Source organism: Methylobacterium sp. J-088 (assembly GCF_022829295.1).
GTDB lineage: Bacteria > Pseudomonadota > Alphaproteobacteria > Rhizobiales > Beijerinckiaceae > Methylobacterium.
Window position 1 is genome coordinate 56,201 of the sequence record NZ_JAKSYH010000232.1, and the last position, 16,783, is coordinate 72,983.

At 67.6% G+C, this 16,783-nt stretch carries 8 protein-coding genes; 6 read left to right on the forward strand and 2 right to left on the reverse strand.

Annotated features, from left to right (window positions below; translation table 11 throughout):
* Positions 1–21 precede the first annotated feature (21 nt).
* The 3 genes from MKK63_RS25290 to MKK63_RS25300 all read left to right on the forward strand — a co-directional run bounded on the left by MKK63_RS25290 (position 22) and on the right by MKK63_RS25300 (position 5,473).
* Complete coding sequence (locus MKK63_RS25290) at positions 22–3,780, forward strand: AAA family ATPase (RefSeq protein ID WP_244006569.1); 3,759 nt, start codon at positions 22–24, stop codon at positions 3,778–3,780.
* Between the two features lie 144 nt (positions 3,781–3,924).
* On the forward strand, positions 3,925–4,620 hold the full coding sequence (locus tag MKK63_RS25295) for a DNA-binding protein (RefSeq protein ID WP_244006570.1): 696 nt from the start codon (positions 3,925–3,927) through the stop codon (positions 4,618–4,620).
* A 73-nt stretch (positions 4,621–4,693) separates the two neighbouring features.
* Entirely contained in the window at positions 4,694–5,473 is a 780-nt protein-coding gene (locus MKK63_RS25300) for a hypothetical protein (protein ID WP_244006572.1), read from the forward strand.
* Positions 5,474–5,966: 493 nt separating this feature from the next.
* Here MKK63_RS25300 and MKK63_RS25305 read toward each other — a convergent pair whose 3' ends face one another.
* Complete coding sequence (locus tag MKK63_RS25305) at positions 5,967–6,176, reverse strand: hypothetical protein (RefSeq protein WP_244006574.1); 210 nt, start codon at positions 6,174–6,176, stop codon at positions 5,967–5,969.
* 227 nt (positions 6,177–6,403) lie between these two features.
* Here MKK63_RS25305 and MKK63_RS25310 point away from each other — a divergent pair, with 227 nt between their 5' ends.
* The 3 genes from MKK63_RS25310 (at position 6,404) to MKK63_RS25320 (ending at position 13,317) form a co-directional block, all read left to right on the forward strand.
* Positions 6,404–7,228, forward strand: a complete 825-nt coding sequence (locus MKK63_RS25310) for a Crp/Fnr family transcriptional regulator (RefSeq protein ID WP_244006637.1) — start codon at positions 6,404–6,406, stop codon at positions 7,226–7,228.
* Complete coding sequence (locus MKK63_RS25315; RefSeq protein WP_244006576.1) at positions 7,225–10,509, forward strand: GAF domain-containing protein; 3,285 nt, start codon at positions 7,225–7,227, stop codon at positions 10,507–10,509. Before MKK63_RS25310 ends, MKK63_RS25315 begins: the two co-directional genes overlap by 4 nt.
* A 369-nt stretch (positions 10,510–10,878) precedes the next feature.
* Positions 10,879–13,317, forward strand: a complete 2,439-nt coding sequence (locus MKK63_RS25320) for a PAS domain-containing protein (protein ID WP_244006577.1) — start codon at positions 10,879–10,881, stop codon at positions 13,315–13,317.
* Between the two features lie 241 nt (positions 13,318–13,558).
* Here the strand turns inward: MKK63_RS25320 and MKK63_RS25325 are convergent, their stop codons facing one another.
* Positions 13,559–16,738, reverse strand: a complete 3,180-nt coding sequence (locus MKK63_RS25325) for a PAS domain-containing sensor histidine kinase (protein WP_244006578.1) — start codon at positions 16,736–16,738, stop codon at positions 13,559–13,561.
* Between the last annotated feature and the right edge of the window lie 45 nt (positions 16,739–16,783).

The window sequence follows — 16,783 nt, forward strand, 5'->3', positions numbered from 1 at the left end:
CCCCCGGCCCGGTCCTGATCCATGCGCATCCTCGCGATCCGCGGCGAGAACCTCGCGAGCCTCGCCGCGCCGTTCGATATCGACCTCGACCGAGGCCCCCTCGGCGACACGGGCATGTTCGCCATCACCGGCGAGACCGGGGCGGGCAAGTCGACGATCCTCGACGCCCTATGCCTTGCGCTCTACGGGCAGTTTCCCCGCGTGAGCGCCGCACGGCGCGAGGAGGTGCCGGACCCGAGCGGACAGCCCATGGCCTCCGGCGACCCGCGCGCCATCCTGCGCCGGGGGGCCGGCGAAGGCTTCGCCGAGGTCGACTTCATCGGCCGGGTCGGCATCGGGTACCGGGCGCGTTGGACGGTGTACAGGGCCCGCGGCCGGGCGGATGGACGCCTTCAGAACGAGGGTCGCAGCCTGTCCCGGATCGAGGACGGCGCCCCGATCGCCACCGGCAAGACCGCGGTGCTCGCGGCGGTCGAGGCCGCCACCGACCTGACCTTCGAGCAGTTCCGGCGCACGGTGGTGCTGGCCCAGGGCGAGTTCGACACCTTCCTCCTCGCGAGCGAGGCGGATCGGGCCGAGCTACTCGAAAAGATCACCGGCACGGCCGTCTATTCGGAGATCTCGAAGCGGGTCCATGCCGGCACCGAGGTGCAACGGGCCACCCACGCCGCATTGGTCGCGCGGCACGAGGCCATCGGCCTCCTCGACGCCGGGGACCGGGATGCGAGGCTCGTCGAGGTCAAGGCGATCGAGGACGCGATGCCGGGCCTCGTCGCCGAACAGGCGGCCCTGGCCTCGGCCCTCGACCATTCCAGGCGGTTGGCCGCGGCCGAGACGCAGCTGGCGGAGGCGGCGGCACGGGCCGACGAGGCCGCGGCCCTCGTCCGGGCCGGCGACGCCGATGCCGCCCGGCTGGCCGAACTCGACGCCGTCGAGCCCTTGCGGCGGGCGGCGGACGCCGTCGCCTCATCCAGGGACACCCTCGCCGCCGCCGCGGAGCTTCGCGACAGGGCCCAGGCGGACGTCGAGGCCGCGGAGGCCGGGCTCGCCGAAGCCCGTGCCGGGCATGTCACGGCGCGGGCCGCGGCCGAGGCCGTGGAAGCCGACGTTCGTGCCTTCGCCCCCGCATGGAGTGCCGCCGAGGTCCTCGACGCGCAACTCGCCGGGCTCGATCGCGAGGCGGAGGCCGCGAACGTCAACGCGATGGAAGCGGGCGCCGGGTTCGAGGCGGCACGGATCCGGCGCATCGGCCTTAGCCGAGCCCAAGACGCGCTCGTGGCCGGGCTTGCCGAGGTGGCCCAGCGGATGGACGCGGATGCCATGGCCGAACCGCTCGCCGTCAAGGCCGCGGAGATCGCGGGGATGTTCGACAAGAGGGCGACGCTGACGTCGAGGATCGCGGCGGCCCGTCTTGCCTTCACGGATGCCGAGGCCGCCGTCGCGGCGGCCGATGCCGCGACGGCGGTCGCGCGTGATCGGGTGACGTCGGCACGCGAGGCCCGATCGCGTCTCATGGCGGCCCGCGCGACCATCGAGGTCGAGCGCCGGGGCCTGGACGTCGAGGTTGCGGAAGCCCGCGACGCCCATCTCCGGGAACTCCTGGCCCGGCTTTCGACCGCCGGCGACCTCATGCTCCGTCTCGGACGGGTCGAGGCAGAGATCGGACGCGCACGTGCGAGCGGCGAGCAAGCGACGACAGCCCGCGACATGGCGGCGGCGCGGCGCGTGGCGGCGGAGGCGGCGCAGAGCCAGGCAGCCCGAGGGCGTGCCGAGATCGTGACCCTGGCGGACCTCGCCGAGCGCAGCGCATCCGCCGAGGCGGCGCACATGCGGATCGCCCTCATCCAGGGCCGTCCCTGCCCGGTGTGTGGATCGGCCGACCACCCCGTCGCGCATGGCGACCATGGGACCGACGAGCTGGCGCTCCTCGCCGAGGCCTTGCGCGCGCGGAGGGCCTTCATCGATGCGGAAATCGCCGGGGCCGGCTCGGACATCGCCGCGGCGATCGCGGACGAGGCGGGCGCGACGGCCCGGCTGGAGACCGCGACACGCGAGGGTGACGAGGCGGCGGTTCGGCTGTCGAACGACGCCCTCGCCTACGCCGAACTCCTGCCCGGCCTGACCTCGTCCTGCGGTGCCGCGGGCCTGGCGCCGGTGCCACCGCTCGGCCCGGGACCGGAGGCCTCCCTCCACCTCGACGCGATGATCGACGCGGCCCGCTCGGCGCGCTCCACCGTGGCAGGGGTCCTGGAACGGGTGCGCGGACTGGACGGGGAGATCCGGGCGCAGGGTCGGTCCATCGAGGCCGCAGAGGGCGAGATCGTCACCGCCGAAGGCATCATCGCGGGCAAGGCGGGTCCGCGACACGAGGCGGCGCTCCTCGCCGCAGGAGGACGTTCGCTCGTCGGCGAACTCCTTGACCGCGTGGAGTCCCTCGATCGCGAATTGGGACCGTACCTCGTCGTCGCCGGGCTCGACCTCGCCGACCTCGACCGGGACCCGCACGCCACCGCATCCCGCGTTGCGCGGATCGGTGCCGCCTACCGGGACCTCCGCGACCGCCACGGTATCCTCAAGGGCGAACTGGACGCCGGCTCCCCCCTCCTGGCCGTGGCTGTGGAAGCCGAGGCCACGGCGACGATCGCAAGGGACGGTGCGGAACGGGCGGCGGGTGATCGGGCGGAGGCGCTGAAGGATGCGCGCCGGCGGCGTGCCGGCCTGCTCGGAGGCGAACCGACCGGCATCCACCGTGCCCGCATCAACGCCGTCAGCGATACGGCCCGTGCAGCCTTGAGGGCGGCGGACGAGGCGGTGGGCTCGGCGATCGCGGTCCACGCCTCGGCCTCCGGCGCGAACGAGCATTCCCTCGCCCAGTTCAGGAGGGCCACGGAGTTGTCCAGGCATGCACGCGAGCGTTTCATGACAGAATGCGGCGATCGGGCGCCGGACGCGGTGATGATCCTGCTCGCCGTGCCGCCCGGGACCCGCTTGGCCCTTCGCGATGCCCGTGATCGCCTGCTCCGTGGCCACGAGGCGGCCGTCGCAGCGCTGGCCACCCGCCGGGCGGACGTCGACGGCCTTAGAGCCCGCCCGGCGATCGACGTCCCGGGGACCGAGGCCGCGGTGGCACGTATCGCCGACCTCGTCGCGGCGAACCAACGCCGTCACGGTGCCCTGGACGCCGAACTGGCACGCGACGACGCGGCCCGCGGGCAGGCGGCGAACCTTTCGGGCGAGATCGAGGCCGCCCGGGAAGGTCTCGGTCATTGGGAGATGGTGGACGCGGCGGTCGGTTCGGCCGGCGGCGACAGGTTCCGACGCTTCGCCCAAGGGGTGACCCTGGAGCACCTCGCCCGGCTGGCCAACGAGCAGCTCAATGTCCTGAGCCCGCGCTATCGGCTCGTCCGCAGCCGGGCGGCGGAACTGTCCCTGCACGTCCTCGATCGGGACATGGGCGACGAACTCCGTGGCACCCGCAGCCTCTCCGGTGGCGAGCGTTTCCTCGTCGCGCTTGCCCTGGCACTGGCGCTCTCGGGGTTGGAGGGGCGGCAGGCCTTCGTCGACACCCTGTTCATCGACGAAGGCTTCGGGTCGCTGGACGCCGAGACACTCGACGTCGCGGTCGATGCCCTGGAGACCCTCCGGGGTCAGGGCCGGCGCGTTGGCGTGATCACCCACGTGGCCGCGATGATCGATCGCATCGCCGTCCAGGTGCGTGTCGAGCGCCGGGGCAACGGGCGCAGCGTCGTGAGGGTGACGGACGGCATCCTGCCGGGGTGATGCCTTCCCCGGAGCGATCGCGCCGGCGGGGTTGAAGTCATCGCTGGTAGCGGTAGCGGGTAGCGTGACCCGCTACCGCTACCATCGGCACGAACGAACAATTAACCATGATTCGCGAGGCTGGGGCGTGTCTTGGAGTGCCCGATGCCGACCGAAGAGCAATTCGATCAGGTCGCCGACGAACTGCTGCTCAACGATATGCCGGTGTCGTTGAAAACCATCCGCCCGGGGCTCATCGCACTCACCGAGGTGGCCGGTTCGAACCGGGAGCTCGGTCCGCTGCTGGTCGCATGGAAGATCAAGCGAAACTACAGGCCGAAGCTCGACTTGAAGGGTCTCCCGGAACGGCTCCAGGCCTCCTTCGGAGCGCTCGCGACGGCCATGTGGATGGAGGCGCAGTCGGATGCCGCCGTGAAGTCCATCATCGATGAGCGCAACCACGAGATGGCGTTGGCGGCCCGAGACGCGGTTCTGAACGAGGCGCTCGCTTCTCTCGACGCGGCGCAGGAGGAGCTGGCTGGGATGCGCGAGCGGATGCAGCGCCTGGAGAGGCAGATGGGCCGCGTGCGTGCGTGGGATTTCTGGGACGCGGTGATGCGGGAGGTCTACGAACTCATCCCGGCGGACGGCACGCTGACGGCGGAGGCGATCCTGCCGGACCTGAGGGCTTCGACGATCCGAGGGGCGGCCCTGCAGCACGACGACCTGACGGTGCCGAACCTGCGCGAGAAGATGCGGGTGAGGGTGACGCACGGATGGTACTTCACGGTGGACGACCACGGGAACTTCGCACGCGGCGCGTATCCCGGGACCATGCGCCGACGCGCGGGCCCGGCTTGAGCCGGCGGGTCACCGCGGTGATCCGGGCCGGCAGCTTCATGAGGGTCGGGATGCGATCCTGACGGCGATCTGGGTGACGGGCCTCGTCCGGGCGCTGACGGCGGGAACCGTCGTGGTGCTAGCCTCGGTGCTGGCGGAGTTCCTCGGACCGGTCTGGGGAGCGCTCATTATCAGCCTGCCGGTCACCGCCGGGCCGGTCTACGTGTTCATGGTCCTGGAGCACGACGCAGCCTTCGTCGCCGGGGCGGCCCTGAGCGGGTTCGCGGCGAACGCGGCCACCGGGCTGTTCCTGATCGTCTACGCCAGACGGGCGACCGACCGGGGTGTGGTCCCGGCTCTGGGCCCGGCTGCACTGGCTTGGGTCGCCGCCGCCATTCCTATCGCCGCGGTCGCCTGGACGCCGGCGACCGCCTTCCTTCTCAATGCGGCCGTCTACGGTTCCGGGGTGCTCCTGACCCGGCCCGCCGCGCGGACGATCCTCGCGCGGAGCGCAGCGGTCGCGAGGCCGCGTCCCCTGGATCTTGTCGTCAGGGCGGCGGCCGTGGCGCTTTTCGTGACGGGGGTCCTGGCACTCAGCGCGGCCTTGGGACCGGCGCGGACCGGTATCATCGCCGCCTATCCGCTCACCCTCACGAGCACCTTCGTCATCCTGCACCGTCGGGTCGGCGGGACGGCGATGGCGCGGTTGGCGGGCATCACGATCCAAGGCGTTTTCGGCTTCGGCCTCACGCTGCTGACAATCCACCTGATGGTCCAGCCATTTGGTGCCGCCGCCGCCCTCGCGGCTGCCCTTCTTGTCTCGCTGATCTATTCGGCCGGGTTGCTCGGATTGCAGAACCGCCCGGCAGGGTAGCGGTCCACATCCCGCCCCTGGTACCGGCCCGATGATCTGCATCGGATGGGTAGCGGTCTGGCTGCTTTCGGTGGCTGATGTCTTCAAGCAGACATAGGTCTTATCGACAGAGGCCTACTCCTCCGCTCGGCTGCTCTCATCGTCAAAGCCAATAATACTACAACGCTGCAGGAAATAGCGACCCATACCGGGGCGCTACTGCACATGGCGCGAACCCGGCGATTAATATCCCCAACATCATGGTGGTCCTGCACTACGGCAGTGCTAATACGCCCGCTTTGATAGCCGACCCAATGATCTGCCTTCAGACCCCATAGTTCCGCTTTATAACAACCTAGAGTAAAGAAAAAGCCGCTCCTCTAGCGAGGGCGGCTTTTTCCGTTGGGCAGCGGAAGGTCCAAAACGGCTTCAGACTGCTGACCTGAAGCGCTTCTGATCGATATCGAAATCGTAAATTTTCAGGCCTGCCTGCCACGAGGATGGGGGCAATGCCCTATCGTAGGGTCGAGGACTCGCCATCCTTCAGCGGACGATCCTCGCCATCGCGCCCACCCACCAAGACGTGTGAGTTCAGGCGATCCAGGTGTTCGAATACGTGCTCGAAGGCGTTGGTGACGGCCTGCTCGAAGGACCCGTCGCCCTTGCCCATGGCCGCCTTGAGCCCGCTGAGCAGCGCGTGGTGCTTTTCCGTATCGCTCGACATGACGTTCCTTATGGCCGGTTGGATGCCGACGCTCGAACCCAAGACCCGGCATCCGGGCCAGGTTCCGGGTCCCTCGTCCGGATGCCGCCATGACCACGGACAATTCCCCGATCCAGCGCCTGACGGGATCGTGTCACGTCCCGTAAAATGTACGATTGTGGGCGGACGGCGATCCTGCCATGAATACCCTCGTCGACGACCGTCGGCGGCCGGAACTCCCACCCCCAATGTCGAGCGATCCCGGTCACCCGTTTGCGGGCAACCTGCTCCTCGCTGCTCTCGCGCCGTCAGACGTGGCGCTGCTCACGCCGCATCTGGTCCGCGGCGAGCATGCTCGGGGCGACCTGCTGTTCCGGGTCGGAGAGGACGTATCCCACGTCAGCTTCCCACTCGACCGGACGGTCGCCACCCTGATGGTGCCCCTGAGCGGCGGCCGTACGGTCGAGACCGCGACGGTCGGGCATGAGGGAGCGGTCGGCGGTGTTGTCAGCCACGGTTACCTGCCCGCCTTCACCCAGTGCGTGATCCAGGTCGAGGGCACGGTCCTGCGCATGGACGCGGATCACCTGCGGCAAGCGAAGCGGGCTTCCCCGACGCTGAACGACCTGTTCGTGCGCTACGCCGATTGCCTGCTCGCGCAGGTGCTCCAATCGGTTGCCTGCAACGCCGCCCATCCCATCGAGCAGCGCGTGTTGCGGTGGCTCCTCGGCCTGCAGGACAGGGTCGGCACGGATGCCCTGCCGATCACCCAAGTCGTCCTGGGCGGCATGCTCGGTGTGGGCCGCACCTACGTCACGACGGTGCTGACCAAGCTTCAGGACCAGGGCCTGATCCACATCGGACGCGGTCGCATCCACATGCTCGACCGCGCGCGGACCGAGGCCGCCTGCTGCGACTGCCACGCCCGAGTGCGCCGACACTTCCACACCGTGCTGGGCGCGATCTACGCGCCGGACGGGGAGATCATCGCGGTCGAGGCCACGCCACCCGGCGATGACCTGACACCTCGCCCCGACGCTATCCTTCCGGAACTGCGAGGAGACGTCCGATGATATCGACGTCACCCGTTCCGTCCGAGGTCTTCGACGCGGACCGGCTCGCAGCCCTCGACAGCTACGATATCCTCGACACTCTCGCCGAGGAGGGCTTCGAGGATATCGTTCAGCTGGCGGCTCGATTGTGCGACGTCCCGGTATCACTGGTCAGCCTGGTCGGCCTCGACCGACAGTGGTTCAAGGCGCGGGTCGGCTTCCCGCAGTGTCAGACCGACCTCGATGGGTCGGTCTGCAAGTTCGTCCTCGCTGAACCCGACCTCCTGGTCATCCCGGACCTGACCCTGGACCCACGCACCCGTGCCAACACGCTGGTGACGGGCGAACCGTTCATCCGCTTCTACGCCGGGGCGCCGCTTCGGACGTCCGAGGGCCACGTCCTGGGCAGCCTTTGCGTGATCGACCGGGAGCCGCGACCGGAGGGCCTCACCCGGGCCCAAGCCGAGGATCTGCGGCGTCTGGCGCGCCAGACGATGGCCCAGATGGAGTTGCGTCGCGTCGTCGCCCACCAGGACGGGATCGTGAGAAACCAGCGCGCCGAGCTTCGTCGTGAACGGCGCTTGAGCACGCTTGCGGAGACCTCGGTCAGCCTCCTGACCGCGAGCGACCCCGCCTCGGTGCTCGCCCCGATCCTCAAGGCCGAGGCAAGCTATCTCGGGTTCGACCAGAGCTTTACGTACGATCTCTCGGACGACGGATCCCACCTCGCGCTGACCCATTCGGTCGGCGCCGACCGCGCAACCCACGAGGCCCTTCGCCGCGTTTCGTGCGACATTCCCCTTTGCGGCTTGGTCGCCACGAACGGGCAGCCCCTGATCCTCTCCGACCTGCAGGCCGGCACCGACCCTCGCCATGCCATCGCTCGGGACGCCGGGCTCGATGCCTATGCCGGCTATCCCATCGAGAGCCAGGGCAAGCTGCGCGGCGTGATCTCGTTCGGATCGACGTCCGAGGCATCCTTCGACGACGAGACGCTGAGCTTCTTCTCGACCATCGCCCGCTTCCTGTCCGTCGCCCGCGAGCGCCTCGACCGGGAGTCCGCCCTGCGAGCCAGTGAAGGCCGCTACCGGGCGATCTTCGAAAGTGCCATCGACTACGCCATCGTGGTGATGAACCTCGACGGCGAGGTGACCAACTGGAACGAAGGGGCGACCCGCATCCTCGGTTGGGAGCCTGACGACATCTGCGGCAAGCCGGCCGAGGTGTTCTTCACGCCCGAGGATCGCGCGGCCGGGATCGCCCAGAAGGAGATGCACAGCGCCTTGACGGTCGGTCGCGGCGTCGACGAGCGCTGGCACATCCGCAAGAGCGGCGAGCGTTTCTGGGCCAACGGCGAGATGATGGCCCTGCGTGACGACGCGGACCGGGCCATCGGCTTCATCAAGATCCTGCGGGACCGCACCGCGCAACGTCTGGCCGCGGAACAGGAGCGCGCCAGCGCCGCCTTCACCAGCAGCGTCCTCGCGGCCTCGGCGGATTGCATCAAGGTCCTCGATCTCGACGCCAACATCCTCTTCATGAGCGAGGGTGGGTTGAAGGCGTTGGAGATCGACGACTTCAACACCGTGATGGGGTGTCCCTGGCCGGAATTCTGGCAGGGCCCGACCCGCGACGATGCCAAGGCCGCGGTGGATGCCGCTAAGGCCGGCGGCACCGGCCATTTCCAGGGGGTCGCCGACACGATGACCGGTCGGCCCTTGTGGTGGGACGTGCAGGTGACACCGATCCCGGGGGCGGATGGTCGCCCCGAAAAAATCCTTTCGGTCTCTCGCGACATCACCCGGCAGAAGGATGCCGACCGCCTCGTCGCCGATAGCGAGGCCCGCTGGCGTGGCCTGTTCAGCGGCATGGTGGAGGGCTTCTTCAGCGGCGAGCTCATCCGAGGTGCCGACGGCGGGGTCGTGGATTACCGGTTCCTGGAGATCAATCCGGCCTTCGCGGCTCAGTCGGGACTTTCCTTGGAGACCGTAGGGCGCAGGGTGCGCGAGGTCATCGCCGACGTCCCTCAATCGGTTCTCGACTCCTATGGACGCGTCGTCGAAACCGGCGTGCCGGAAATCTTCGAGATCGGCATCCCGGAGCTCGGACGCACATTCGAGGTGCGGGCCTACAAGGAGACCGGACAACGCTTCGGCGCGATGTTCCAGGACGTCACCGCGCGCAAGGATACGGAAGCTCGCCGCACGGGACTTTTGGAGCTTGGCGACCGTCTCAGGGACAAGTCCGATAGGGCCGAAATCGTCGCGATAGGATCGGAGATCCTAGGCCGGACGCTGGGCCTTTCGCATGCCGGTTGCGGGGCGGTGGATCACGCGGCTGAGACAATCGAGATCGCCTTCGATCATACGCCGCCGGGTGTCGCGAGCGTCGCTGGAACCCACCGGTTCCGCGACTACGGCTCCTACATCGAAGACCTCAAGGCAGGCGAGATCGTCCTGATCGAGGATACGACCCGCGACCGTCGCACCGCGGGTCAAGACGGATTGGTCGCGATCAGCGCCCTGGCGCTCGCCAACTACCCGGTGATGGAGCAGGGTCGCTTCGTCACGCTGTTCTTCGCATTGAAGGCGACGCCGCACGCTTGGAGCAACGAAGAGGTCGGGTTCCTTCGCAACGTCGCCGACCGGACGCGTGCGGCCATCGCCCGGGTTGAGGCCGAGGACCAGCAGCGCACGCTCAACCTCGAACTGAGTCACCGCATGAAGAACATGCTGGCCATGGTGCAGTCCATCGCCACGCAGACGATGCGTGGGGCCAAGGACATGGAGACCGCCAAGAACGTGCTGGCCGACCGCTTGGTGGCGCTGGGACGGTCGCATGACCTCCTGCTCGGTGGCACCCTCAGCACGACGCCGCTGGCCGACCTGATCGAGAACGCGGTCAAGCTGCACCAGGACGAGAACGGACGCTTCGCAATCGAGGGGCCCCCCGTTCTGGTGGGCTCGAAGGCGGCGCTGTCGCTCTCCCTGATGCTGCACGAACTGGCGACCAACGCAGCGAAGTACGGCGCGCTCTCGAACGGCAAGGGTCGCGTCGCGATCACATGGAAAGTGGATGCGACCGCCTCGGAGCCTCAGGCACATCTGCGCTGGATGGAGACCGGTGGCCCCTCGGTCGTCGCGCCGACGCGGACCGGGTTCGGCACGCGGTTGATCGGACGCGGGCTCGCCGGGAGCTTCGGCGGTGAGGTCGACCTGAGCTATCCCGAGACCGGCGTGATCTGTACCATCACCGCCCCGTTACGGGATCTCCACGGCTACGAGGCCAGTGTGGCGCACTGAGATGGTCGGAGCAGCGAAGGCATGACGCGCCCCCCTCGAATGGTTGGATCTTTCCTAGGGACCGAGGGACTTGCTCGTCGGAAATACTATTCCTGAAGGAGCTCGACGTTCAAGACATTCACCCTTGATGAGCATGTGTCCCTAGCCGCCGACCAGGATCATGGAGAAGTGTCGGGAGGGGTGATGCCGCCACATGATCGACGCATGTGCGTCGAGGACCTATCAGGAGGATGGGGTTCGGTGTGTCATCGAGGCACCGCTGCGCAACTTCCCGGACGCGCTGCGATATGGTCTTGCAACACGTGGCCGTTCAATCCGTTGTCGGCAGCCATTCCCGTCGCGTCGAGGCGCTGACCAGACCCTGTGACGATGATATCCAACGACCCTTCCCCGTCCGGGCGCTTCCCCCTGAACGGCGGCGAGACCGGCGCCCTCATACGCGCGAAGGATTGGTCGACCAGCCCGCTTGGGCCGCCGGAGGCATGGCCTACCGCGCTGAAGGTCGCCGTCAACCTCATGCTCCGATCACCGGAGAGCATGTGCTTGGTCTGGGGGACGGATCTGACATTTTTCTACAATGATGCCTACCAACCGATACTCGGCTTGCGGCATCCACAGGCGCTCGGTGCATCGATGCCGGACGTTTGGCACGATGTCTGGGATGAAATCCGGCCCATCGTTCAGAAGGCGTTGGATGGCGAACCTAGCCAATACGGCGACATGCCATTGCGCATGACACGGTTCGGCGAAGCGGAGGATACATGGTGGTCGTTCTCGTATTCGCCGCTTTGCGACGAAGACGGCACCGTCGTCGGGATGTTCTGCGTCACCAGCGAAACGACCCAACGGGTCATCTCGGAGCGCAGCCTCAAGGCAAGCGAGATGGAGCTTCGGCTCGTCGCCGACGCCATGCCCGTCCTGGTGGCCTTCATCGACCGGGATCTCGTCTACCGCTTTGCCAACCGGGCGTACGAGGACTGGTTCTTCCGCCCGCCTGAGGAGGTGGTCGGCAGGAACGTGCTCGAACTCGTAGGTGAAGCCGGTTTCGAGGTTCGAAGGGCGGCTTTCCAGCAGGTGCTTGACGGTGAACCAGCCAGGCTGGAACTCGAATGGCCACATGCTGATGGGAGGTCGAGGATCGCCGACGTGCGATATCTTCCGCGGCGCGGGGTCGATGACGTCGTCGACGGCTTTTACGTCTTCGTTCTCGACGTGTCGGACCGCAAGCGCATCGAGACGATGCTGCGTGAGTCCAATCGTGAACTCGAAATCCGTGTCGAGGAGCGTACGCGGCAGCTCGATCAGGTCTGGCGTTTCTCGCGCGACATGCTCTGCGTGGCGAACTTCGAGGCCCGCTTCGTCAGCCTCAACCCTGCCTGGACCCAGACGCTGGGTTGGACGGTCGAAGATTTGATGGCGACCTCATTCGTCGACTTCATACACCCTGACGACCGAGAACGGACGACGGAGGCGATGGGCGGCCTATCGAGGGGCGAAACGGTGACGGGCTTCGAGAACCGTTACCGCCACAAGGACGGTGATCACCGCTGGCTCTCCTGGACGGCGGTTCCTCGCGACGGGCTCATCTATGGCGTCGTGCGCGACGTCACCCGGGAGAAGGCTCAGGCTTCCGCTCTGGTCACGGCGGAGGAGGCACTGCGGCAGGCTCAGAAGATGGAAGCCATCGGCCAATTGACCGGCGGCGTCGCGCACGATTTCAACAATCTGCTCACCGTGATCAAGTCGTCGACCGACTTGCTCAAGCGCCCGGACCTGCAGGAGGAGCGGCGCCTGCGCTACGTCGGCGCGATCTCGGACACGGTCGACCGCGCCGCGAAGCTCACCGGACAGTTATTGGCCTTCGCGCGTAGGCAGGCGCTCAAGCCGGAGGTGTTCGAGCTCGGGCGCAGCCTGACCTCCATCGGCGACATGGTCGGCACGCTGACCGGATCGCGCATCGAGGTCGATGTGCGCATTCCGGCTGCAGCCTGCTTCGTCGATGCCGACCCGAGCCAATTCGATACCGCCATCGTCAACATGGTGGTGAACGCCCGCGATGCGATGGACGGCCAGGGCCGACTGGTAATCGCGATGACCGAAGCGTCCGGCATCCCGCCGGTTCGGGTGCAGGCCCCGGCATCCGGGGCCTTCGTCGCCGTTTCCATAACCGACACCGGCGGTGGCATCGCCCAGGCTGACATGGACCGGATCTTCGAGCCGTTCTTCACGACGAAAGGCGTTGGACACGGCACCGGTCTCGGCCTGTCGCAGGTCATCGGATTTGCCAAGCAGTCAGGTGGTGACGTCCACGTCGAGAGCGAGATCGGACACGGGACCACCTTCACGCTCTACCTTCCGCGCGTGGCCGATCCCGTTGCCTCGGCCATCCCCGATGTCGAACCCGAGCCCCTCGTCGATGGCCATGGCACCCGCGTGCTGGTGGTCGAGGACAATGTCGACGTGGGCAAATTCGCGACCCAGGCGCTCGCCGAACTCGGTTACGTGACCGTTTGGGCCGCGAACGCCGACGAGGCGCTCATCGAATTGTCAAAGGGTGCGGAGCGGTTCGACGTGGTCTTCTCCGACGTGGTCATGCCGGGGATGGACGGGATCGACCTCGGGCATGCGATCCGCCGGCTTTACCACGACCTGCCGGTAGTGCTGACCAGCGGCTACAGCCATGTCCTGGCGAAGAACGGGACCTACGGTTTCGAGCTTCTTCACAAGCCCTACTCGGTGGAGCAGCTCTCCCGCATCCTGCGCAAGGTCGCGATGTGGCGACGGCGCAAGACCGCATTGGGCGCGTAAGGGAAGAAGGACGCGCGATGACGAAGGCCCCTTCGCCGGTTCCGGTCGATCCGGACAACTCCGATCTTCGCACGTCAGGGCGCAGGCCATGCCCGCGTCATACGTGTTCGAGATCTCTGACGGCCCAGAATCCGGGGCAAGCGTGCCGAAGACGAACGGGGCCTCGGAAAACGGCCGCACCCGAGACCATCGCCCCCGGGACCCTTCCTAAGGGATTGGCCTAGCGGTCGGCCCGCAAGCCTTACTCCGATGCCTCCCCGCGACACCGTCGTTTCGAAGCCGCGTGGCGGAGGATGCGCGATAGCGCTTCGACCGAATAGGGCTTCTGCAGCAGTTCGAAGCCGTGGTCGCTTTCCTCGGCGAGGACATGGCTGTAGCCGCTGGTCAGCACCACCGGCAGGCTGGGATACAGGCGCCGGACCTCGCGCCCGAGGTCGACCCCGTTCATCCCCGGCATCACCACGTCGGAGAACACCACGTCGTAGGCGCCGGGGCTCTCGACCAGCGCCGCCAAGGCATCGTCGGCGTTCATGACCCAGTGGGTCCCGTAGCCGAGCTCCTGAAGCGTCTGGGTCGAGAAGGTTCCGACGTCCCGATTGTCCTCGACCACCAGGACGCAGGTGCCGCGTCCGTCGACGGCCTGCTCGGTCGCGACGGTCGTCTCCCCGGGCTCGGCATCTTGCGCCACCCGCGGCAGGTAGAGCGCGAACGTGGTGCCGCGTTCGACCTCGCTCTCGACCAACACCTCGCCGCCGGACTGCTTGGCGAAGCCGAACACCTGGGAGAGGCCGAGCCCGGTCCCCTGGCCGACGCCCTTGGTCGTGAAGAACGGCTCGAAGATCCTGTCGACCTGATCGGGCGGGATGCCCGATCCGGTATCGGTCAGCGCGATCCGGACGAAGTCCCCGACCTGCGCGGGATGCGACCGCAGCGCCGGCACGACAGCCACGGCGTCGACCGTGATGTCGAGCCGACCCTCGCCGTCCATCGCGTCCCGGGCGTTGACCGCCATGTTCACCAGGGCGGTGTCGAATTGGCTCGGGTCGGCGCTGACGTGGCAGGGTTCGTCGCCGATGCGGACTGCCACGGTGATCCTCGCACCGGTAAGCGTGCCAACCATCTCGCCGATGGACCTCACGCTCTGGCCGGCATCGAACACCACCGGCCGGAGCGCCTGCCTCCTGGCGAAGGCCAGGAGTTGCCCGGTGAGCTTGGCGGCCCGGTCGACCGTGTCGGAGATCGCACCGATGTACCGGTCCCGCCTGTCCTCGGAAAGGTTCGGCCGCTTGAGCAGGTCGGTCGACGACTTGATCACGGTGAGCAGATTGTTGAAATCGTGCGCGACGCCGCCGGTCAGATGGCCGACCGCCTCAAGCTTCTGGGATTGGCGCAGCGCCTCCTCCGCCTGGAGCAGGGTGGCGGCGCGCTCCTTCTCAAGGGTGACGTCGCGCGAGACGCAGTAGAGCAGCCCTTCGACCGGAACGGCGGTCCAAGAGAGCGAGCGATAGTCGCCGTCGCGGCCCCTGAACCTGTTCTCGAACGCCAACGTGAGACCTCCGGCCGTAAGCCTCTCGATCTCGGCGCGCGTCCTCGCCCGGTCATCCGGATGTTCGAGCCACTCGGAGGTCTTGCCGACGATCTCGTGCCTGTCCCATCCGAGGATGCGCTGCCAGGCAGGGTTGATGCTGATCCAGATTCCGTCGCCATCGGCGATGCCGAGCATGTCCTGGCTGACCTGCCAGATCCGGTCGCGCTCCTGCGTCCGCTCTGCGAGGGTGTCGGCCTGTTCCTTCTCCGCCGTGACGTCCCTGGCGGTGCAGTAGAACTTTCCATTCTCCGGTACCGCGACCCAGGACAGCCATCGGTAGTCGCCGGCCTTCGTCCGGTAGCGGTTCTCGAAGCGCAGCGCCGGTTGCCCACGCTTGATCGCCTCGAACGCCTCGTGGTTTCGTGCCAGGTCGTCGGGATGGAGGAAGTCGAAGAAAATCGTCGAACGGATCTCTTCCTCGGTCCAGCCCAACAACCTCATCCATGCCGGGTTCGAGCTCTCGAAGTAACCTTCGTCGTTGAGCACGCCCAGCAGGTCCGGCGTCACCTCCCAGGTTCGTCCGCGCGCGAGCGTCCGCTCGGCCACCCGACGTTCGAGGTCGGCGTTGAGATCGCGCAAGCGAGCGTCCTTCCGCCGCCGTTCGGAGATATCGTCGAACAGGATCGCAACCCGATAAGCCCCGGGCTGGCCGATCCTGTAGGCGTGGACGTCATAGTATCGGTCGTCGAGCGCGACGGCCGGGTACTCGAACCGCGCCGGCACGCCGGTTCGGATCACCTCGCCGTAGGTCTCGAACCAATGGTCTTCATGCTTCGGGGCCAAGGCACGCATGCCGGTGCCGACCGCGTCGGTGAGCCCGGTCTGTCGCTGGAAGGCCTGGTTGACCTCGACGAAGCGATAGTCGACCGGCGCGCCGGCCTGGTCGAAGACGACGTCGACGATGCAGAAACCCGCGTCGATCGCGTTGAACAGGCTGCGATAGCGCTCCTCGCTCGCCCGCAGCGCCTCGCGGGCCTGACGCGTGGCGGTGACGTCGTGACCCTCGACGAAGATCCCGGTGACCTTTCCGGCGTCGTCGCGGATCGGCTCGTAGACGAAGTCGAGGAAGCGCTCCTCGTCGGACCCGTTTCCCCGCCGCAGCCGGATCGGGACATCGTGCGCGAGGAACCTCTCGCCGTTCGCGAAGACGCCGTCGAGCAACTCGTAGAAGCCCTGGCCGACGAGTTCCGGAAGCCCCTCCCGGACGGTCTTACCGATCAGCGGGCGCTCGCCGACGAGCCTCAGGTAGGCGTCGTTCACGAACTCGAAGACGTGATCGTGCCCGGCGACGATGGCGATGAACCCCGGGGCTTGGCCGAACATCCGCCGTTGGCGCTCCGTATCGGCCGTGACCTTCCGCTCGGCGAGCACCCGATCCGTCGTCTCGGTGCAGACGCACACGATGCCGGCGACCCCACCGGCATCGTCGTGCATCGGGGTGTAATCGAAGGAGAAATGCGCGGTCTCGGGTTTACCGTTGCGCAGCGGGGCGGTCTCGATCTCGACCGCGCGAACCGCCTCGCCACCGAAGGCGCGGTCCATCAGCGGGGCCACCGAGGCCTCGACCTCGGGCCAGACATCGAAGAAGGGCCGCCCCAACGTCTCTGGATGCTTCAGACCCAGCATCGGGGCGTAGGCGTCGTTGTAGAGCATGACGCGCCGGGGTCCCCAGGCGACGAAGGTCGGGTGCGGCGCGGCCAACACCATCCTGACCAGGGCGCGTAGGTCGCTCGGCCACGTTGCGGGTTCCCCGAGCGGTGTCGAGGCCCACGCGATGCCGCGCATCAAGGCGCCGGCTTCGCCGCCACCGGACAAAAATGCCTTCATCGTCATAGAAGCCAAACTGTCCCGAGCGCGGGAGGGGTACCACGCTCGCCT

What these genes read in the sequence shown, in the direction of transcription:
- MKK63_RS25290 (WP_244006569.1), top strand. Translation starts at nt 22, where the DNA reads ATGCGCATCCTCGCGATCCGCGGCGAGAACCTCGCGAGCCTCGCCGCG.
- MKK63_RS25295 (WP_244006570.1), top strand. Translation starts at nt 3,925, where the DNA reads ATGCCGACCGAAGAGCAATTCGATCAGGTCGCCGACGAACTGCTGCTC.
- MKK63_RS25305 (WP_244006574.1), bottom strand. Translation starts at nt 6,176, where the DNA reads ATGTCGAGCGATACGGAAAAGCACCACGCGCTGCTCAGCGGGCTCAAG.
- MKK63_RS25310 (WP_244006637.1), top strand. Translation starts at nt 6,404, where the DNA reads ATGTCGAGCGATCCCGGTCACCCGTTTGCGGGCAACCTGCTCCTCGCT.
- MKK63_RS25315 (WP_244006576.1), top strand. Translation starts at nt 7,225, where the DNA reads ATGATATCGACGTCACCCGTTCCGTCCGAGGTCTTCGACGCGGACCGG.
- MKK63_RS25320 (WP_244006577.1), top strand. Translation starts at nt 10,879, where the DNA reads ATGATATCCAACGACCCTTCCCCGTCCGGGCGCTTCCCCCTGAACGGC.
- MKK63_RS25325 (WP_244006578.1), bottom strand. Translation starts at nt 16,738, where the DNA reads ATGACGATGAAGGCATTTTTGTCCGGTGGCGGCGAAGCCGGCGCCTTG.